Origin of the sequence: Nocardioides cavernaquae (genome assembly GCF_003600895.1) — a bacterium.
Taxonomy (GTDB): Bacteria; Actinomycetota; Actinomycetes; order Propionibacteriales; family Nocardioidaceae; genus Nocardioides; species Nocardioides cavernaquae.
In genome coordinates this window covers 2,284,314-2,302,438 of sequence record NZ_QYRP01000002.1, presented here as the reverse complement: position 1 = coordinate 2,302,438, position 18,125 = coordinate 2,284,314, and the positions used below count along the sequence as shown (strand labels likewise).

General features: G+C 67.0%; 17 protein-coding genes and 1 tRNA gene. 7 read left to right on the top strand and 11 right to left on the bottom strand.

Annotated elements, in window-relative coordinates; all coding sequences use genetic code 11:
* The first annotated feature begins 91 nt into the window (after window positions 1-91).
* The 4 genes from D4739_RS11125 to D4739_RS11115 are packed head-to-tail and all read left to right on the top strand — an operon-like array spanning window position 92 to window position 2,149.
* The gene (locus tag D4739_RS11125; protein WP_147384895.1) at window positions 92-937 is read left to right on the top strand and encodes an SGNH/GDSL hydrolase family protein; all 846 of its coding nucleotides are present in this window, start codon (window positions 92-94) and stop codon (window positions 935-937) included.
* Between the two features lie 5 nt (window positions 938-942).
* Window positions 943-1,221, top strand: a complete 279-nt coding sequence (locus tag D4739_RS11120; protein WP_120061864.1) for a hypothetical protein — start codon at window positions 943-945, stop codon at window positions 1,219-1,221.
* Window positions 1,218-1,364, top strand: a complete 147-nt coding sequence (locus tag D4739_RS16895; RefSeq protein ID WP_182920388.1) for a hypothetical protein — start codon at window positions 1,218-1,220, stop codon at window positions 1,362-1,364. The genes D4739_RS11120 and D4739_RS16895 overlap by 4 nt, the downstream gene beginning before the upstream one ends.
* Window positions 1,365-1,402: 38 nt before the next feature.
* A complete protein-coding gene (locus D4739_RS11115; protein WP_120060682.1) occupies window positions 1,403-2,149 on the top strand; it encodes a helical backbone metal receptor in 747 nt (248 codons plus the stop codon).
* A 647-nt stretch (window positions 2,150-2,796) separates the two neighbouring features.
* On the opposite strand, the gene D4739_RS11110 is transcribed toward D4739_RS11115, so the two are convergent.
* From D4739_RS11110 to D4739_RS11085, 6 genes are all read right to left on the bottom strand, one after another.
* Window positions 2,797-3,723, bottom strand: a complete 927-nt coding sequence (locus D4739_RS11110) for a carbohydrate kinase family protein (RefSeq protein WP_120060681.1) — start codon at window positions 3,721-3,723, stop codon at window positions 2,797-2,799.
* A gap of 21 nt (window positions 3,724-3,744) precedes the next feature.
* A complete protein-coding gene (locus D4739_RS11105; protein ID WP_120060680.1) occupies window positions 3,745-4,824 on the bottom strand; it encodes an ABC transporter ATP-binding protein in 1,080 nt (359 codons plus the stop codon).
* Between the two features lie 101 nt (window positions 4,825-4,925).
* A complete protein-coding gene (locus D4739_RS11100) occupies window positions 4,926-5,669 on the bottom strand; it encodes an SDR family oxidoreductase (RefSeq protein WP_120060679.1) in 744 nt (247 codons plus the stop codon).
* Window positions 5,670-5,701: 32 nt separating this feature from the next.
* On the bottom strand, window positions 5,702-6,514 hold the full coding sequence (locus tag D4739_RS11095) for a carbohydrate ABC transporter permease (protein ID WP_120060678.1): 813 nt from the start codon (window positions 6,512-6,514) through the stop codon (window positions 5,702-5,704).
* Window positions 6,511-7,455, bottom strand: coding sequence for a carbohydrate ABC transporter permease (locus D4739_RS11090; protein WP_120060677.1), 945 nt, complete (start codon window positions 7,453-7,455; stop codon window positions 6,511-6,513). Before D4739_RS11090 ends, D4739_RS11095 begins: the two co-directional genes overlap by 4 nt.
* A 99-nt stretch (window positions 7,456-7,554) precedes the next feature.
* Window positions 7,555-8,892: an ABC transporter substrate-binding protein gene (locus tag D4739_RS11085; RefSeq protein ID WP_120060676.1), complete on the bottom strand. Its 1,338-nt coding sequence runs from the start codon at window positions 8,890-8,892 to the stop codon at window positions 7,555-7,557.
* Window positions 8,893-9,104: 212 nt separating this feature from the next.
* On the opposite strand from D4739_RS11085, the gene D4739_RS11080 reads away from it, so the two are divergent.
* Window positions 9,105-10,079: an AraC family transcriptional regulator gene (locus D4739_RS11080; protein ID WP_120060675.1), complete on the top strand. Its 975-nt coding sequence runs from the start codon at window positions 9,105-9,107 to the stop codon at window positions 10,077-10,079.
* Between the two features lie 30 nt (window positions 10,080-10,109).
* On the opposite strand, the gene mobF is transcribed toward D4739_RS11080, so the two are convergent.
* Complete coding sequence (gene mobF, locus D4739_RS11075) at window positions 10,110-13,523, bottom strand: MobF family relaxase (RefSeq protein WP_220699273.1); 3,414 nt, start codon at window positions 13,521-13,523, stop codon at window positions 10,110-10,112.
* Window positions 13,524-13,910: 387 nt separating this feature from the next.
* On the opposite strand from mobF, the gene D4739_RS11070 reads away from it, so the two are divergent.
* Window positions 13,911-14,921 carry a type IV toxin-antitoxin system AbiEi family antitoxin domain-containing protein gene (locus D4739_RS11070; RefSeq protein WP_182920387.1) on the top strand — a complete coding sequence of 337 codons (1,011 nt, stop codon included), beginning with the start codon at window positions 13,911-13,913 and terminating at the stop codon, window positions 14,919-14,921.
* Window positions 14,914-15,825: a nucleotidyl transferase AbiEii/AbiGii toxin family protein gene (locus D4739_RS11065; RefSeq protein WP_120060673.1), complete on the top strand. Its 912-nt coding sequence runs from the start codon at window positions 14,914-14,916 to the stop codon at window positions 15,823-15,825. Before D4739_RS11070 ends, D4739_RS11065 begins: the two co-directional genes overlap by 8 nt.
* Before the next feature lie 8 nt (window positions 15,826-15,833).
* Here D4739_RS11065 and D4739_RS11060 read toward each other — a convergent pair whose 3' ends face one another.
* The 4 genes from D4739_RS11060 to D4739_RS11045 form a co-directional block, all read right to left on the bottom strand.
* Entirely contained in the window at window positions 15,834-16,226 is a 393-nt protein-coding gene (locus tag D4739_RS11060) for a hypothetical protein (RefSeq protein ID WP_120060672.1), read from the bottom strand.
* Between the two features lie 222 nt (window positions 16,227-16,448).
* The gene (locus tag D4739_RS11055; protein WP_120060671.1) at window positions 16,449-17,636 is read right to left on the bottom strand and encodes a tyrosine-type recombinase/integrase; all 1,188 of its coding nucleotides are present in this window, start codon (window positions 17,634-17,636) and stop codon (window positions 16,449-16,451) included.
* Complete coding sequence (locus tag D4739_RS11050; RefSeq protein WP_182920386.1) at window positions 17,629-17,835, bottom strand: helix-turn-helix domain-containing protein; 207 nt, start codon at window positions 17,833-17,835, stop codon at window positions 17,629-17,631. The genes D4739_RS11055 and D4739_RS11050 overlap by 8 nt, the downstream gene beginning before the upstream one ends.
* A 175-nt stretch (window positions 17,836-18,010) precedes the next feature.
* Window positions 18,011-18,084 (bottom strand) — tRNA-Met (locus tag D4739_RS11045).
* Window positions 18,085-18,125: the final 41 nt, after the last annotated feature.

The following is an 18,125-nucleotide window of genomic DNA, read 5'->3' as shown; positions in this document are numbered from 1 at the left end:
ATCAGGTACCGCTCCGCGTAGTTCCCGGCATGTCTGCACGCCCGTGTCGCACGACCGTTGAGGAAGAGACCACTCGGCGGAGGTGACCACGATGAACCAGCAGATTCCCGGCGGATCGACCAACAGCAATGGCGGTGTGCCGACCAGCTGTCTGACTGGCTACGTCCGCGTGGTTGCTCTCGGCGACTCCGCGACGTACGGCCTCGGTGACCGCGTCGGCGACCACTGGCGCGGCTGGGCCGCGATCCTGACCGAAGCGATCGGGACCGCTCACCACATCTCCTTCTGCAACCTCGCCCAGTCGGGTGCCACGGTGCGCGACGTGCGAGGCACGCAACTTGGCGAAGCGCTCGACCACCGTCCCCAGGTCGCCTCACTCGTCGTGGGCATCAACGACGTGATGCGCTCCAGCTGGGATCGGTCGCGGACCCGCGCGGACCTCCTCGACTGCGTGGAGGCACTGACCCAGTCCGGCGCGATCGTGGTCACCGTGCGTTTCCACGACCACAGCCGGGTTCTCGGGCTGCCACGTTGGCTGGCACGACCGATGCGCGAACGGATCGAGGAGCTCAACGCGATCTATGACGAGGTGTGCGAGCGATTCGGATGCATCCAGATCGACCTCGAGGATCTCGGCATCGGCGCGCAGCGCGGCTACTGGGCCATCGACCGCCTCCATCCCTCCGAGGCCGGCCACCGGCTGCTGGCCCGCAACGTCGCGGAGCACCTGAACTCACTCGGACTTGCCTTCGACCTGCCCCCGCTGGCCCCGACCGGATCGACAGCAGACCGGAGGGAGTCCGCACGCATCCTGCTCGCCGCCAGCGTGCCGTGGCTGGTCCGCCGGGCACGAGACCTCGGCCCGCGGGCCGCGACCCGCATTGTCCACGCGGCGCGCAACTACGCCGCCACCCCAGCGCCACTGGAAAGGGCGTGACCGAGATGACCACCATCCACGCGTCAGCCAGCGCGACAGTCGTGCTGCCCCAGAACGAGAAGTACCTCCGCGATGCCTTCGGCTCCCCGATCAGGGACGGCGCATGCGTCGTCGATCCGGATCAAGAGGTCGGCTACGTCCAGCTCGAATTCGGCACACGCCGCGGTCCCGACTCGGCGTACTGGGATGGCTGGTTCAGCGTCACCCCGACCCGTTCAGCACACCCGCTCAGCGGCAAGGTCCTGAACGGTCCGCGCGTCCAGGTCGTGGGGAGCCGGCGATGACCTGGCGGACCGTGACCGTTCCCGCCGAGCGCGTCACCACGCTCCTGGCCCGGATCCGCGCACGCGGCGGCACCGTGACAAGCGTCCGCCGGGTGCCCGAAGGGGTCTGCATCCTGTGGATGACTGCTTCGCGCGAGCCGTGATGATCCTGCCGGCCAAGGCGACCAGTAGCGTCTGAACAGTGATCGACGACCTCGGCTATTCCTTCGAACCCACCCGCCCGGTTCGGCGCGTGGTCTCGCTGGTCCCCTCACTGACCGAGGCGGTCGCCCCGACCGGTCTGCTGGTAGGGGCGACCGACTGGTGCACGCATCCGACCGACCTCGACGTGCCCCGCGTGCGCGGGACGAAGAACCCCGACCGGGCAATGATCCAGGCGCTTGAGCCGGACCTCGTGATCGCCAACAAGGAGGAGAACAGGGAGCTCGACGTACGCCGACTCCGCGAGGCCGGCGTACAGGTGTGGGTCACGCAGATCGAGACCGTTCCGGAAGCGATCACCTCGATGAAGCGACTCTTCACGTCGGCTCTCGATGTCGCGGTGCCGACGTGGCTCGAGGAGGCCGAGGCACTCTGGTCGGGCGCACTTCCTGCGCCGCGCGCACGAGTCGCCATCCCGATCTGGCGTGATCCCTGGATGGTCGTCGGCAGCGGCACCTTCACCGGCGACCTGGTCCGCCGGGCGGGGCTGGTCAACGCGTTCTGTCAGGAGGCGGAGCGCTATCCACACGTCGACATCGCCCGGATCGACAGCTCCGACCTCGATGTCGTCCTGCTTCCGGACGAGCCGTATGTGTTCACGGCCGAGGACGGGCCCGAGGCGTTCACCAAGGCACGGACTGAGCTGGTCAACGGGCGGCTGTTGACCTGGTACGGACCTTCGCTCGTGCAGGCGCACGCCTACGTGTCGGGTCTGGTGAGTCAGTGAGCAAGGGGCGCTGGCGACAGGCCCGCACATGCATTCAGGCCCGGGATCCGAAGATCCCGGGCCTGAACATTTTGTAGCGGGGACAGGATTTGAACCTGTGACCTCTGGGACGATCGTGTCCGATTTCCGCTACTTCGGAATGTCTTTGGTTAGCTTTGGTTGCCTCGATCTACACGGAGATCGGCGGCTGCCGACGCCACCACTCTACCGGTTGGTTCCGGTTGTCTCGGCATCGATCGTCTTGTCCCTGATGGGTTTTCGATGGGCAAATCCGATGGCGCGGTTCACGTCGTGAGATCAGCCCGGAGGAATTTTCGGTGCTTGGTGTCTACCGCTGTCTTTCCTTGTCTCGGACTGTCTCCCGCCGGTTCGGAATCCTCCAAGTCGGTCACGATCTGGTGGTTGACACCGTCGCGATCGAGGCGCACCTTCGAGTCATGACCTCTCGGGTTTGCGGCGTGCCCACGATGCTGTTGGCTGCCGCGCCGAGCCAGGGCTCGAATGCGGGGACCACGGTGCCGCACCCGGTGCGGCACCATGCAACGTCGACGCACGGACGCCGGTGCCGGACAGTGTCCGGCACCGTATCCCCGCTCACCCCGTAGTGATCGGTCCCGCGCTCGGCGCGGGACCGTGCTGAGCGAAGCTCAGGCTCTGCGGGCTTGCGGCACCTCACTGCGACGCGGCGGGTCGGCGCCCGGGCGAGAGACGGTGATCGCCGCGCACTCAGCTGCGAAGGCCAGTACGTCGCGGAGCACGGATGCGTCGATGGCTCGTAGGCGCACCTCGTTGTTCCGTCCGAGTAGCCCGGCGTCGTCGAGAGCGGCCAGCAGCCCGGCCATGAAGGAGTCGCCCGCACCGATCGTGTCGACCACGTCGGTCCGCCGGGCCGGCACCTCGACGGTGACGTATTGAGTCAGTGCCGTCGCGCCAGACTCCCCGTCTGTGATGACGACCAGCGCCGCCCCGAGTCCGACCCACCGCCGCGCGACGGCGGAGGGCTCCACGTCGGGATGGAGCCACGCGAGGTCCTCGCTGCTGACCTTGACCACGTCAGCCAGCGCGACGAGCGACTCGATCCGCCGACACGCATCCGACCGATCGCCCATGAGCTGCGGTCGGACGTTCGGGTCGTAGGAGACGGTCGCGGTCGCACGAAGCGCCCTGATCGCGTTCCTGACGGCAGACGCTCCCGGCTCGACCACTGCCGCGATCGACCCCGTGTGCGCCACGGTCGGCATCAGCCCGTCAGCCGCCGACAGCGCCCACGAGATGTCGAACTCGTAGGTTGCTGATCCGTCGTCGCCGATCGTCGCCACTGCGGTCGACGTCGGCTGTTCGGAAACGGAGCCGGCCACGAGGGCAACGCCGTCTGCCGCCAGGTGCTGCTCGATGAGGGTTCCGTGATGATCAGCGCCGATCTGCGTCTGCAAGTCCACCCTCATGCCGAGCCGGCTGAGGCCGATCGCAACGTTGAGCGGACTCCCACCTACCCGCGCGATCGCGGGGAGGCGGGAGCGCTGGATGAGGTCGATGAGCGCCTCGCCGATCACGAGGGCAGATGAGTTCGTCATGGTCGTTCGTATGCGGTCGACTCAGGCCGACAGCCGAGCCCCGGTTTCCTTGTCGAAGACGTGCACGTTCGCCGGGTCCGTGGTCACGTGGATGACGTCACCCTTGGCCGTGGAGTCGCGGCCGGGAGCGCGAACGATGACATCGTGCGGGGTCCCCTGTGCCTCGCACGTGCCGTACACGTAGGCATCGGCGCCGAGCTCCTCGATGACGTTGACCGTGACCGGAAGTCCCTCGCCGGGGCCGACCAGGCGCCAGTTCTCCGGGCGCACGCCGACCACGACCGTGCCGGACGCAGCGCTGAGGGCGGCAGGATCGACGGGCACGAGGTACTCCCCCACGCGGACCGAGTCGTCAACCTTCTCACCCGTGAGGAGGTTCATCTGCGGCGAGCCGATGAACCCCGCCACGAACAGGTTCGCCGGCCGGTCGTAGAGGGCCAGCGGGGTGTCGACCTGCTGGATCACGCCGTCCTTCATCACCGCGACGCGGTCGCCCATCGTCATCGCCTCGACCTGGTCGTGGGTCACGTAGACGGTCGTGACCCCGAGGTCGCGCTGGAGCTTGGCGATGTCGGTGCGGGTCTGCACACGCATCTTCGCGTCCAGGTTCGACAGCGGCTCGTCCATGCAGAACACCTGCGGCTTGCGGACGATCGCGCGACCCATCGCCACCCGCTGACGCTGACCACCCGAGAGCGCCTTCGGCTTGCGGTCCAGGTAGTCGGTCAGCCCCAGGACCCGGGCGGCCTCGTTGACGCGACGCTTGCACTCATCCGCGGGGACCTTCGCCATCTTCAGGGCAAAGGCCATGTTGTCGGCCACAGTCATGTGCGGGTAGAGCGCGTAGCTCTGGAACACCATGGCGATGTCGCGGTCCTTGGGCGCCAGGTGGGTCACGTCCCTGTCGCCGATCAGGATCTGCCCGGCGTTGATGTCCTCCAGGCCCGCCAGCATCCGGAGTGTCGTGGACTTGCCGCACCCCGAGGGCCCGACGAGAACCATGAACTCGCCGTCCTTGATCTCCAGATCGATGCCCGGGACGGCAGGCTTGTCCGCCCCCGGGTACCAACGCTGTGCCTTCTCAAAACTGATTCCAGCCATGACTCTGTCATCCCTTCACCGGCAGGAACGTGCCGGACGATCCGTAGTAAGAAACGCGTCTGCTGAATCCGGTCCGCCGATTGGCGGACCGGGGTGAGACGTCAGTGCTGCTCTGCGAGGCTCCACATGGTCCACAGCTCGGTGCGCATCCGGCGCGGTTGCGTGAGCGTGTAGACCACCGCTCCGGCGATGTCCGCCGGCTGCATGAACGGCCCGTCCTCAGGCTCGGTGTCGCCGAAGCGTCCGTCCGCCGCGGCGAACCGGGTGTTCACGCCCGCGGGAGCGATCACTGTGGTGCGGATGCCCTCCTGGCGAAGCTCCCGGTCGAGCGCATGGCCGAGGTTGATCTGCGCGCCCTTGGTCGCGGCGTACACCGCTTCCTTGCCGCCGCCGATCAGGAGGCCGGCGACGGAACCGATGATGACGACATCGCCACCGTCGCCCTGCGCGCGGAACTGGCGCACCGCCGCACGCGCCAGCCAGACCGAGCCCAGCAGGTTGACATCGACCATCATCCGGACCTGCTCGGGCGTCGCGTCGAGGATGCCGCCGTAGAAGCCGATGCCGGCGTTGGCGATGACGCTGTCAACACGGCCGAAGGCCTCCACGCCAGCGCGCACGATGGCGTCAGAGGTCGCTTCCTCACGGATGTCGCCCGCCACGACGGCGACCCGGGCGGGGCCCCACGTCTCGACGAGGTGCTGGACCTCGGACTCCTTGAGGTCGGCCGCAACGACCCTGGCGCCGGCCTCGAGGGCGAGGCGGGCGGTTGCTCCGCCGATGCCGCCCCCTGCGCCGGTGATGACGATGACGGTGTTGTCGAGACTGCGCATGGATGCAGACATGGGAGGAACTCCTTGGACGGAAGGGAGAGGACTCACTTGACGGCTCCCATCGAGAGGCCGCGGACGAGCTGCTTCTGGGCGACCCAGCCGGCGACGATGACCGGCAGCGCCGCGATCGTTGCTGCGGCCGAGAGCACGGCGAGGAACTGGCCCCGGCCGTCGACGAAGCTGCCGAGGAACGGAGGTGCCGTCTTCGAATCAGAGCTGGTCAGCAGCAGCGCCAGGAAGTACTCGTTCCAGGCGAAGATGAAGCAGATCAGGGCGGCGGCCGAGAGTCCCGGAAGAACCAGGGGCAGGACGATCCGGGTCATCTCCCGGAGGAAGCCCGCGCCGTCGAGCCGGCACGCCTCGATCACCTCGCCAGGCACCTCAAGCAGGAAGGAGCGCATCATCCAGATCGCGATCGGGAGGTTGATGCTCGCGTAGATCAGGGTCAGCAGGTAGATGTTGTCCAGCCCGCCGATCGACTTGAGGATCATGTAGAGCGGCAGGACGGCGGCGGCGATCGGCATGAACCTCGTCGAGATGAAGAAGAACATCGCGTCGTCGACCTTCTTGATCCGCCGCACACTCAGTGAGTACGCCGCGGGGAAGGCCAGCAGGATGACGATCAGGGTCGATCCAACCGCGGCGATCATCGAGTTGCCCAGGTAGGCGAACATCCCGCGGTCCATGGCCGCCCGGTAACCGTCCAGCACCGGCGTGAAGAAGAAGACCGGGTCAACCGTGGAGGCCTTGGACTCCGGCTTGAACCCGTTGAGGAACATCCAGAAGACCGGGAAGAAGAACCCGAGGACCAGCACCCAGGTGAGTGCGGTGAGCATGAATTCCTTGTACGACTTCATCGTTCGCCTCCTGACATGAAGACACCGAACAGCTTCTTGAGGGTGATCGAGGCGACGATGATCGTGAGGACGACGCTGACGACGCCGTACGCCGCTGCCTGGCCCACGTCGAGCCCGATGAAGGCCCGCTCGTAGAGGAGATAGGCGAGGGTCTTCGTGCCGCCGGTGCCCTTGGTGAGGATGGCGATCGGGTCGAAGACCTGCAGGATGATGATCGTGCCGAGCAGGCCCGAGATCTCGGCGTACATCCGCAGGTGCGGCAGCGTGAGGTACCGGAAGATCTGGAACGAGGACGCGCCGTCGACCCGCGCTGCTTCGAGCGCCTCCAGGGACTGGCCCTGGAGCCCCGCCAGCAGGATCAGCATCATGAAGGGCGTGAACTGCCACACGAGCACGATCACGACGGTGGCCATCGGGTGATTGGTGCTCCAGGCAACCTCCGGAAGCCCGATGCTTCGCAGCACCCAGTTGATCATTCCGATGTTCGTGTCGAACATCGAGTACTTCCAGATCAGGGCGGCCGCAGCCGGCATCAGCAGGAACGGCGTGATCATCAGCGTGCGGGCGATGGCACGACCCCGGAAGGCGCGGTTGAGCAGGAGCGCGAACCCGAGCCCGCAGATCATGGCGCCGCCGACCGCCAGGCCAGTGATCAGGAGCGTCGCCCGGACGGACGGCCACAGGTCTCCCGAGGAGAACACCGACTTGTAGTTGTCCAGGCCGCTGAACTCGCGGTCTTGCGGGTAGAGCAGGTTCCACTTGGTGGTGGAGTACCCAATGGTGACCAGGAACGGGACCTGGGTCAGGACGATCGCGTAGATCAGCGCCGGGAGGAGCAGGGCCCGGTTGCCCCAGGCTCGCTTGCGGCGGATCCTTCGACCGATGTCGTCCGCGGGCGGTGCCGCGGATTCGACGTCGTGAGTGCGCGTGGCCGTTGTCATGGCGGTCAGCGCCTCCCCTCTGCTAGCTCGATGTGAGGTGGGTGGGACGGACGCTGGGACCGGGTTCGAGCCAGTCCCAGCGTCCGGCACGGGGGCGGGTCAGTCCTTGTGGGCGTCGCCGGCCTTCTGGGCGATCGACTGGCACTTCTCCAGCGCGCTGTCGATCGAGGTGCGGTTGGCGAGGTAGTCCGCCACCAGCTGGGCGCACTGGTTACCGACGTCCTGGAACTCCGGGATCGAGACGTACTGGATGCCGACCCACGGCTGCGGGTCCACTCCGGGCTGCTCCGGGTTCACGGACTGCATCACGTCGAGCGTGATGGGTGCGTAGGCGGCGGCGGCCTTCTGGTACTCAGGAAGCTCGTAGGTCGACGCGCGCGAGCCCGGCGGGACCAGCGACCAGCCCAGCTTCGTGCCGACCAGGTTGATGTACTCCTTGCTGGTCGCCCACTTCACGAACTCCTCGGCCGCGTCCTGGTTCTTCGAGGACTTCGGGATGGCGAGGTTCCAGCTCCAGAGCCAGCCCGACTCTTCGGTCTTGTCGACCGGCATGTGGGCGTAGCCCATCTTTCCCTTCACGGGCGAGTCATCGGCCTCGAGGATCGATGCGGCAACCGAAGCATCGGCCCACATCGCCACCTTGCCCTCCTTGAGCGCGGTCAGGCACTCGTTGAAGCTGTAGGAGACCGGGTCGCTCTCACCGGAGTCGTCGAGCATCTTCTTGTAGAAGGTGACCGCTTCCTTCCACTCCGGGGTGTCAACGGTCGCATTCCAGTCCTCGTCGTACCAGTTGCCGCCGAAGGTCTGGACGACCGTCGTCAGCGGGGCGAACAGGTCGCCCCAGCCGGGCTTGCCGCGCATGCAGATGCCGGCGGAGTCCGCGGTCTTCACCTTCGCCGCAGCATCGGCGATCTGCTGCCAGGTCGGGTGGTCGGAGATCTTCACGCCGGCCTTGTCGAGGACCTGCTTGTTGTACATGAGGATCGAGGACTCGCCGTAGAACGGAACCGCGTAGAGCTTGTCCTTGTGGGACAGGGCTTCGCGGACCGGCGGGAGGATGTCCTTCGCGTCGTACTCGGCGTCGTCGTCGAACGAAGTCAGGTCCACGAGCCAGTCGTTCGCGCCCCACTGCGGGGTCTCGTAGGCACCGATGGTGACGACGTCGTACTGGCCGGCGCCACTCGCCACGTCTGCCGTGACGGCGCTGCGGAGGTCGGACTCCTCCATCACCTGGAAGTTGATCTTGACCCCCGGGTGGTCAGCCTCGTAGACCGACTTGAGCTTCTCCATGTCCTTCATCTGGGGGTTGTTGACCGTCGCCAGATTGAGGGTGACCGTGCCGTCGCTGCTTCCGCCGCCGGGCGTACACGAGGCAAGAAAAGACGCAGAGAGGGTGACCGCAGTCACGACTCCCAGCGCACGCTTCTTCGTGAGCATCTGAAACTCCTGTTCTGAAGGGCCCGCCAGGCCGCGCCTCAGCGTCAGGAACTACGCCTGATTCGCAGGTGTTGCGCGTCGATCGAGCCGGTGATCGACTACGAATCTAGGGAAGTGACCGCAGTCACAACAATCACGCGAGCGATGCGCATTTGATACTTTCTTGCGCATGCGTGCAAGGCAGCGCCACTGCACATGAAGGAGGCTTCACCATGAGTGATCCCCGCTCATCGCTCACGCACTACCACTCCGGGATCGTGCCGCGCGAGATCATCGCCCGCGACCCGCGGCACTCCTTCCGGTGCATCGTCCACGACTTTCCGAGCGAGATCTGTGGGTGGGCTTCGCACCCGGAGTACGAGATCCACCTGATCCAGAAGTCGAGCGGCAGCGTGATCGCAGGTGACTACGTCGGCACGTTCGAGCCGGGCCACGTCTCGCTGATGGGTCCGCACCTCCCCCACGACTGGGTCAGCGATCTCGCCCCCGGCGAGGTGGTGGTCGATCGTGATGTCGTCGTGCACTTCACCGACGAGTGGGTGCGTGCATCCATGGACGTCATGCCGGAGCTCGGCATCCTGGACGGGCTGCTCCAGCGCTCAGCTCGCGGCCTCGAGTTCCACGGAGAGTCGGCTGCCCGGGCAGGCGACCTGATCCGGGGTGTCGTCGGCGCGAACGGCCCGACGCAGATCGCGCGTTTGATCGAGCTCCTCGGGCTGCTCGCACAGGCACCTGCCGATGAGGTGACTCCGCTGGCGAGCGAGTGGCTGGGCACCAGCGACAACGCGTCGGCCAACCTGGCTGCGGAGGCCGGACTGGCCTATATCTTCGACAACCTGACCGGCGACATCCGCATGTCGACCGCGGCCAGCCTTGCGCACATGTCCGAGCCCACGTTCTCCAAGTACTTCCGGCGCGCAGCCGGCACGACGTTCAGCACGATGGTGAAGCGGCTCCGCATCGCGCACGCCAGACGATTGCTCGACACCACCGAGATGTCAGCTGCGCGGGTGGCGGTCGCGAGCGGCTACAACAACATGTCGAACTTCAACCGGCAGTTCCTCGCCGAGGTCGGCCTCTCCCCGACGGCGTACCGGAAGCTGGAACCGGGCCAGAAGCCCGCCGCCCTCCCCCTTCGCACCGACACCAAGGCGGCTCCTGCCACGCCGGAACTGGCTGGACGTTGACTCATCCCGCCGTGGTTGAGGCCCGAGGGGTCACAGCCGCAGGGTCGCGGCGGGATCCGTTCGCGGCAGGGTTGCGCGGGTCGGCTCAACGCGACGGATCGCGGCGAGCGCTCGTGCATGGTCGAGACGCTGGCTGTCCGATTCCGGATTGGCGCCGAGGGTCTTCCGGTCATCGATGCCGTAGCGGTCACGGTAGGCAGCGATAGTGATCAGGGCCCGGTCCCAGCGAGCGCGGAGAGCTCGATCGACGGGCCTCGGGCCCAGGACAGTCGTCCACGGCAGCCTGTCCCGAACGGCAGTGTCAGCCAGCGTCTGGGCGCGTTCTTCGATGAGGTCGCGACGCTCGTCGAGCGCGAGACGCATGTCTGGAGCCATAGCCCCCAGTGCCTCGGGAATGAGCCCGACGATGAGGTGCTGGCTTCGTCCGGGCCGCTGGCCGGTCGCGAGCTGGACTCGGTGCCGCAGAACTGCGGCCCGGTCCTGGGCGTCGCCGAGACCGTGGCGTGCGACCGCGGCCGGAAGGGCCCGGTCGATGTCGTGGCCGTTGGCCTCGGCGCGACGCAGGTCTGCAGCCAGTGGGCCGAATGCCTCGGAGTTGAGCACGTCGTCGACCTCATCGGTGGTGAGCGCGGAGGCCCGGAGCAGGGTGGCCCACCGGTCGCGTTGCGCGGCCGCGGCGATCGTTTCGTACTCGGCGGCGAGTTGGGCGATCGAGCCCCAGGCCTCCTGCTCGGCCGTGATCGTCTGGTGGGCGGAGAGCTCGGCTCCGCTGTTGGCGAGGACGCCGATGAGCACGGAACGCGCGGTGCTGTCGTCGCCGTCGGGTGCTCCGTGGTTCTCGTCGGCGGCAGCGGTGACCACGTAGGCCTGGTTGTGGTCGCGGCCGCGGGTCATCGCGACGTACAGGTTTTCCTTCGTCGTGTACTCGGAGACGATGACGTGCGCGGTGTCGACGGTGACGCCCTGGGCACGGTGGGCGGTGATGGCGTAGCCGAGGTCGACGTGCTCGGCGACGTACGCGGCGGGAAGCAGCACTGCGCCTCCGTGCCTGCGATCGAGGCGGCGTACGGCGAGGGAGCCGTCGGCGTGGACGTTCGTGACTCGCCAGCGATCGCCGTTGCGCACCCAGCCGGACCGCAGTGTCCGGAGTCGGCGGTCGTTCTTGCGTGTGATGACCCAGTCGCCGACCGAGGCCCGAGTGCCATCGAGCAGGGATGCTTCAGGGCCATCCTGCGTTTGATGGGTGAGGATCCGTTCGGTTCGCGCCTTGTCGTTGAGTTCGCGGACCGCGTGCGAGGTGTCGGCGATCAGGATGCTCGTCCGTCCCGCCTCGATGTCGTCGCGCCAGGCTCGGTAGGCGGCGTCGGTCATGTCGTCTGCGTCGCCATCGCTGACACGATCGTGAAGGAGGTAGTTGTCGACGGCTTCGACCCGGCCGTGGCGCAGGTCGAGCGAGGCTCGTTTCTCCCACGCGTGGGTGAAGCGATGGACGTCGACGAGCTCGGGGGCATCGTCGCGGTCGTCGGCGAGCATCGCGAACGCTCCGCCGGCCTCGACGGACTGGAGTTGTGCCCAGTCGCCGACGAGCAGCACCTTGGCTCCGGCCGCGGCGGCATGCCCGGTGATCTCATCGAGGGTCTTGGTGCCAGCGAGCGTCGCCTCGTCGATGATCACGAGCTGGTTCTTCCTGAAGGCCGTCCTGCCTTGGCTGTGCTCATGGAGCCACTTGGCGGTGTTCTCGCAGGTGATGCCGAGGTCCTCGGCAAGGACTGCGGCGGCCCCCGCGCTCGGCGCCAGTCCGACGAGGCTGCCCTTGCCATGCTGATCGGTCCACGCGTTGCGGAGCGCCCGCATGGCGGTTGTCTTGCCGGCACCTGCCGGTCCGATGAGCAGGTCAACGACGCGTCCGGAGGCCGCGATCTTCGCGATCGCCTCCAGCTGCTCCGGGCTCAGGTGGTCGCCCTTGGCTCCTCGGGTTGCGATGGCGTCGATGATCTTGCTGCCCACTGTGGGCGCGGTCGTCGTGGCGGACCGTTCGAGCAACCGGTCCTCGGCCGCGAGGAGGTGCTCGGCAGAGAAGACGGTGGAGTGTTTGGGCCGGAAGGCGCTGGTGCCGTCGCCTCGGACGAAGACCTGGGGCGTCGCCGCGAGCTCGGGTGGGGTGAGCCGGAGTGAGCCGCGCTCGGCTGCATCGACGACGAGCCCGGTGATCGCCTCGCGATCGGCCGTACTGGTGACGCGCCAGCCGAGCGTCTGGCGTGCGGCCTCGGCGTACAGGTTGGCGCGCCGCCAGGTGGACCGCCTCTCGCCGACCGCTGTGACGACGCGACGGCCGAGTTCCTCGACGAAGTCGAGCGGGATGTCATCGGCACGAAGCAGCCGGGCAGCCGGGCTTGTTGTCGTCCGGCGTGCCCATTCGACCGGATCGACGCCGAGGTGGTGTGCGGTACGACCGCGCCACATGTCGGTGAGATCGGCGAGCGAGTGGATGTGCTTCTCCGGCCGACTGGACAGGTTGGCCTGCTGGCGCAGCTTCATGATCGCGGCGCGACGAGGACGGTGACCGTGGCGGGCGACGTACTCCTCAATGAGGTGGTCGGTCGCGGCATCGATGTTGCGGGCGCGGCTGGAGAACTTCTCGACCAGCGGCTGAGGTACTCCGGCGATCTCCCAGGCAGGGTTGCGGTCACGGCCGCGCGGTCGGCGCTCCCACCCCACACCAAGCGTGCGGGTCAGGTGATCGCTGAACGATGCCTCGTGCAGCTCCGAGAGAGCGACCACCCAGGCGTGCAGCGGCGCGCCGTCGATGGTGCGCCACTTGCCGTCACGAGCGGTCCTGACCTTGTTGGAGATCACGACGTGGGTGTGCAGGTGCGGATCGTTCGCCCGGGAGTCGAAGTGGTCGAACGCGGCCGCGACGACACCAGTGACCTCGACCTGAGCGACGGATCCTTTGGGTCCCTTGGCACCGACGCGAGTAGCAACGATCTCGCGTTCGAGGAAGTCGAGCGCGTCGGCGATGGCCGCATGGTGCGCTTCGGCGATCAGCGCTTGAGTGCCAGCGTCGGCGACTCCCCAGAGGATGCTGGCCGACTTGGGGATCGAGAAGGTCAGGTCGTAGCCAGCGACGGCGTGCCGACGCCTACCGGGTTCGTGGGGGCTGTAGGCGCTGTATCGACGACCGAGCGGTTCGCCGGTGACGGGGTGCGCCCCCAGTCCGATGAGCTTCCTGAGCTGGTCCTCGGTGACCTCGTCCCCTGCGATGATCGCGCTCTCCAGTGCGGGGAGACCGGACCCCATCCAGTGGCCGGGCGGAGTGCCCGCCTCGGTGTAGTAGCGGGTCAGCGGTGTCGACAGCGACCTCTTGCCGTCGCCGACCGCGACGGTGCGGAGGAGGTATTCGCACCCGTTGCCCGCGCTCATCTTGTTGATCGTGACCGTCACGTCGCCTACCTCCTGTCAGGAGGTAGGTGCGCTCGCCTGCCCGGCGGCCCGGGCGGTCAGACCTCGATTGCAAGAGGCGTGAAGGGAATGGAGGCTGGGGAAGGGGAAGGGGGCGGGACGGGGGCTGCGGGAGAAGGCAGAGGTGGCGGGTAGGAGAAGGACGATGCGGGGTAAGGGGGTGGGCAGGGGCAATGGCGGTGGACGTCAGGGGCGGAACCACCGGCTCGCTGATCGGAACGCCTTGCTTCAGTGCCGGGCCAGCACTTCGCATCACTGGAAGACATCTCCTGCTCATACGCAGGGTCAGGGCGGCGCTCACCGGAAACGCTTGGTCTGTATCTATGTAGGCGATACACTTCAAGCATGAAGTCGAAGGATGCCCTCTGCGTGCTTGCCGAGGTCACGGCCTCTCAATGGGGCATGGTGACGTCGGCTCAAGCCAGCATGCATGGAGTCACGCGCCTGGACCTCGCGCGACTCGCCGATTCCGGGCACCTGACCCGGCTGGCCCACGGCGTCTACATGGACAGCGGGACCCCCGGGGATCAGTTCGACGATCTCCGGGCTGCCTGGCTCAGCACCGACCCCAAGCTGATGGCAGAGGATCGACTGCGGGACCGGGACAACGGCGTGGTTGCGGCGGGTCTGTCGGCTGCCCGACTCCATGACATCGGCGACATGTGGGAGGGGCCCCACGACTTCGTCGCTCCTGTACGCCGCCAGAGTCAGCGCGCGGAGATTCGCTACCGCCAGCGCGTCCTCGACCCACGAGACGTCACGGTGACCGAGGGGCTGCCGGTCATGACGCTGGAACGCACCATCGCCGACCTCGTCGAGGCGGTCGGCGACCTCAGCCTCGTTGGCGATGCACTCCGCGATGCTTGGCGAAAGCGCAACCTCAACCTCGGGCGACTGAGCGAACTACTGGACCCGCTCGCCGCGCGCAACGGATTCAAGAAGGACGACGGATCAGCGCTCCTGAGTCGGCTGATGGAGGTCGCCGGCATCAACCCGACTGCCGTCGCGCGGCGCGTTGCAGCCGACAGCGATCTGGGAACCCGGGTGGCCGCCGAGTACCTCAACGGCATCAGCAAGAACGTCCTAGAACGACTCATCATGACTCCCGAGATGCAGAAGACCCTGCAGTCGATGCAGGCGACCATCGCCGCGAACCTTCAGGGCATCCTCTCGCCAGCAATGGAATCCATGAGCTCCAGCCTCGTGAAGAATCCCGACTTCGACGAGCTCAGCAAGAGGATCTCGGCGCAGTTCACGTCCGGTGAGGCCCTCACTGCGTTCAGCCATGCACTGGGCAAGTCCCTGAGCGACAGCATCGCATTCAAGCCGGAGAACTCTGCGGTGCTCCGCGAAGCGCAGAGAGCTGTTTCCGATGCCTGACCGCGATCCGTATCCGACGGCTGCCGCGGTCGAGTCGGCCATCAAGGACGCGGCGAAGCGAGCCGCGAAGGCCGACCCCTCCCTGGACACAAACAAACGGATCCAGCTCGAGTACTTCAATCGATTCCTGAGTCGAGTGTTCTCAGAAGCCGGAGACTCCGAGTGGGTGCTCAAGGGCGGAACCGGCATGCTTGCCCGGATTCCGTCGACGCGAGCCACTCGTGACATCGATCTGACTCGACGAGGCTCCGATCTCCATCAGGCGCTCGCCGATCTCATCCGACTGGCCACCGTCGACCTCGGCGACCACTTTCGGTTCGAGTACCTCGACCACGAGCGATCGATCGGAACCGACAACCAGCCCTACACCGACGGCCTTCAAGTCCGCTTCGCAATCTTCATAGGCGCGCGGAACAAGGGCACGCTCGGTGTCGACCTCGCGGTAGGCACCGAGCCGACCGGGCAGGTCACGACCTCCGTCCCGGCGAACGCTCTGGATCTTCCTCGACTCGTGCATTACGACTACCGCCTGTTTCCCGTTGTCGACCAGATTGCCGACAAGGTCTGCGCGACGATGACGGACTACACCCACGGACCGTCAAGCCGGGAGAAGGACCTGGTCGACCTCGTCGTTTTCGCGACGACCCAGAACATCGACGGCACGGCGCTCCAGGTCGCGATCAGCACCGAGGCCAGTCGGCGCAAGCTGCAACTCGGGGACCGCTTCGTCCGACCTCAGGCCTGGGGTCGCGGCTACGCGAAACTCAGCAAGACCGTCCCCTACTGCGCGGACCACCCCACCGTCGACCTTGCGGGCGCCCTCGTCAGCCGCTTGATCGATCCCGTGCTCACCGGCGCGGCGAACGGCAGGGCCTGGTCAGCCGAGGATCTGGCCTGGCGTTAGGCCAAGGTCTAGCGGGTGCGACCCGCGTCGCGCCTCGGCGCGATCGCCGCCTCCGGCTGTTGAAGCACGCCCTCGTAGCCGACGGCATCGTGTGATGCGGGCAGCCATTCGCGGTGGCGTTCGGCGACCCATTCGGCGCCGTCGTACGCCGCAATCCCCCAGTCGATGCCGTCGGGGATGCACACGATGATGAGTTCGGCATAGGGCCCGCTGGCCGCCCGACCGAGGGTCTCGACGACCTCGACGAACCGCACGTCGTCGCGGCGGAGCGCATGCTCACCGACGACTTGATAGGGCTGTCCGAAGGTCGTCTCCTCAAAGATCTCGAGGCCCAGCGCGACAGCGGCCTCCCTGGACAGCGCGAAGCCGCCGGGCTTCGCGTTCACAACGATCTTCTGCATGGCGTCCTCGCCTCAGTCCAGCTCGTCGTCGCCGAGAGGCGCGTAGTTGAGCTTCCCTGCGCACGCCGCGCAGAGCGTCCGGTGCCAACCGCCCCCGCCTCGCTGCGAGAGTCGACCAGTTTGACAGCAGCACTCGCAGATCTCGTATTCATCCTTTGCTTCTTCCCTCAGGTCGACCCCGGCTCCGACGCTACGGACGACGACCGACAGCGGCCAACCGATTTACTCGTCATCAGGCCGGGCGAAGGCCTGGTCGAGGAGCTCGGCAGTCAGCGGGTTCACGTGCTCGTTCCGCTGGATGTAGTGCTCGATCGTCACCTTGGGGTCGGTGTGGCCAAGTAGCTCGGAGGCAAGGTTCAGACTGGCCTGCTCGTTGATCACCGTCGCGACCGTGCGGCGGAACATGTGCGGGCTGACGCCTTCGATGCCCGCGTCACCGAGGACCTTCCGCAGCTGGCGGCGGACGTTGGCCGTGGAGAGTGGAGTCGCTTCACGGCTGCGGAACACGAGTGCGTCGAGCGAGCGGTCCGCCATGATCGCCAGGCGCCGGCGGAGTGCTTCGGCGGTGAAGGTCGGCAAGGCGATGACCCGGTTGGAGCGGTCGGTCTTCGGGTGCTCCTGGCGGTAGGTGCCGACACCCCGCTCGGAGATCACGGTGCCGCAGATCCGCAGTGTGGCCGGCGTCGTGGTCAGGTCCAGGTCGCGGCGGCGGATGGCGAGGACTTCGCCGATCCGTGCGGAGGTGCCGAGCATTACCTCGACGATCTGGCCGAGCTGGCCGTCCGGGTTCGGCCCGGATGTCCCCCGCGTCTGCTCCCAGGCCTTGATGACGGCGCGGATCGCGTTCACCTCGGTCGCGGTCAGCGCGGTCGGTGTGCGCTTCGGCTTGTACAGGCGCGCCACCCCGTCGATCGGGTTCCGGTGAATCACCTCGTGCCGGACCGCGAGCCCGAAGGCCAGGCGCAGCACGGTCTTCGCCCGCTTGGAGCGTGCGTAGGACTCCTTGCCGAGCTGCTTGAGCAGCGCGTCGCAGCGAGCGACACCGATCTCACGCAGCGCGTAGCCGCGGAACGCCGGAAGCACGAGCCGGTGCATGTCGCGCTCGTAGCCGAACCGGGTTGCCGGCGCGATCCGTCCCTCCAGGTCGAGGTCCGCCAACCAGTAGTCGACCAACGCCGTGAACGGGCTGTCCGGGGTCAGCGTCGTGTCGACGGGCTGGAAGGCGTTGCGCTGGGTGAGTCTCTTCTTCAGCGCGACCTCGGCCGCCGCCTTCGACGACGCGGTCGCCTGGACCAGTCGGGTCTGTCCGTCCCAGTCGCGGAAGCGGGTGCGCGCCTCGACCTTCCCTGAGCCGCGCTGGATGAAGGCGACCTCGCCGTAGCCGCCGATCGGGATGCGTGGCCTACTCATGAGGGCCGTCCTCGTGTCGCTGCTCGAGCCACTCGGCGATGTCGGCGGCCGCGAATCGCAGGTGCTTGCCGAACTTGTAGGCCCGCGGCGCCCTGCCGGACATCCGCCAGTCGTAGATGGTCTGCACGGGGACGCTGAGGTACTCAGCGAGTTCCTCGACCCCGATGAGGGGCTCGAGCCCCAGCTTCGTCGTACTCATGCCCAACAGGTGTGCGACCACTGCCGAGCGAGCCCGAAACGACCGGAACCAACGGCGCTCGCGCCCGGCTGGGCGGCGCGGCGCACCTGTCAATGTGATGGGTAAACGATGGGATCGCATGATTGCCCCAAAGAAAAAGTCCAGGTCAACCTGTGGCTGACCTGGACTTCCTTTGTAGCGGGGACAGGATTTGAACCTGTGACCTCTGGGTTATGAGCCCAGCGAGCTACCGAGCTGCTCCACCCCGCGCCGGTGAAAACAACCTTACGGGACGTGTCCTGCAGGACCAA

Coding starts and splice junctions, on each gene's coding strand:
- D4739_RS11125 (WP_147384895.1), top strand. CDS start 92: ATGAACCAGCAGATTCCCGGCGGATCGACCAACAGCAATGGCGGTGTG.
- D4739_RS11120 (WP_120061864.1), top strand. CDS start 943: ATGACCACCATCCACGCGTCAGCCAGCGCGACAGTCGTGCTGCCCCAG.
- D4739_RS16895 (WP_182920388.1), top strand. CDS start 1,218: ATGACCTGGCGGACCGTGACCGTTCCCGCCGAGCGCGTCACCACGCTC.
- D4739_RS11110 (WP_120060681.1), bottom strand. CDS start 3,723: ATGACGAACTCATCTGCCCTCGTGATCGGCGAGGCGCTCATCGACCTC.
- D4739_RS11105 (WP_120060680.1), bottom strand. CDS start 4,824: ATGGCTGGAATCAGTTTTGAGAAGGCACAGCGTTGGTACCCGGGGGCG.
- D4739_RS11100 (WP_120060679.1), bottom strand. CDS start 5,669: ATGTCTGCATCCATGCGCAGTCTCGACAACACCGTCATCGTCATCACC.
- D4739_RS11095 (WP_120060678.1), bottom strand. CDS start 6,514: ATGAAGTCGTACAAGGAATTCATGCTCACCGCACTCACCTGGGTGCTG.
- D4739_RS11090 (WP_120060677.1), bottom strand. CDS start 7,455: ATGACAACGGCCACGCGCACTCACGACGTCGAATCCGCGGCACCGCCC.
- D4739_RS11085 (WP_120060676.1), bottom strand. CDS start 8,892: ATGCTCACGAAGAAGCGTGCGCTGGGAGTCGTGACTGCGGTCACCCTC.
- D4739_RS11080 (WP_120060675.1), top strand. CDS start 9,105: ATGAGTGATCCCCGCTCATCGCTCACGCACTACCACTCCGGGATCGTG.
- D4739_RS11065 (WP_120060673.1), top strand. CDS start 14,914: ATGCCTGACCGCGATCCGTATCCGACGGCTGCCGCGGTCGAGTCGGCC.
- D4739_RS11060 (WP_120060672.1), bottom strand. CDS start 16,226: ATGCAGAAGATCGTTGTGAACGCGAAGCCCGGCGGCTTCGCGCTGTCC.
- D4739_RS11055 (WP_120060671.1), bottom strand. CDS start 17,636: ATGAGTAGGCCACGCATCCCGATCGGCGGCTACGGCGAGGTCGCCTTC.
- D4739_RS11050 (WP_182920386.1), bottom strand. CDS start 17,835: ATGAGTACGACGAAGCTGGGGCTCGAGCCCCTCATCGGGGTCGAGGAA.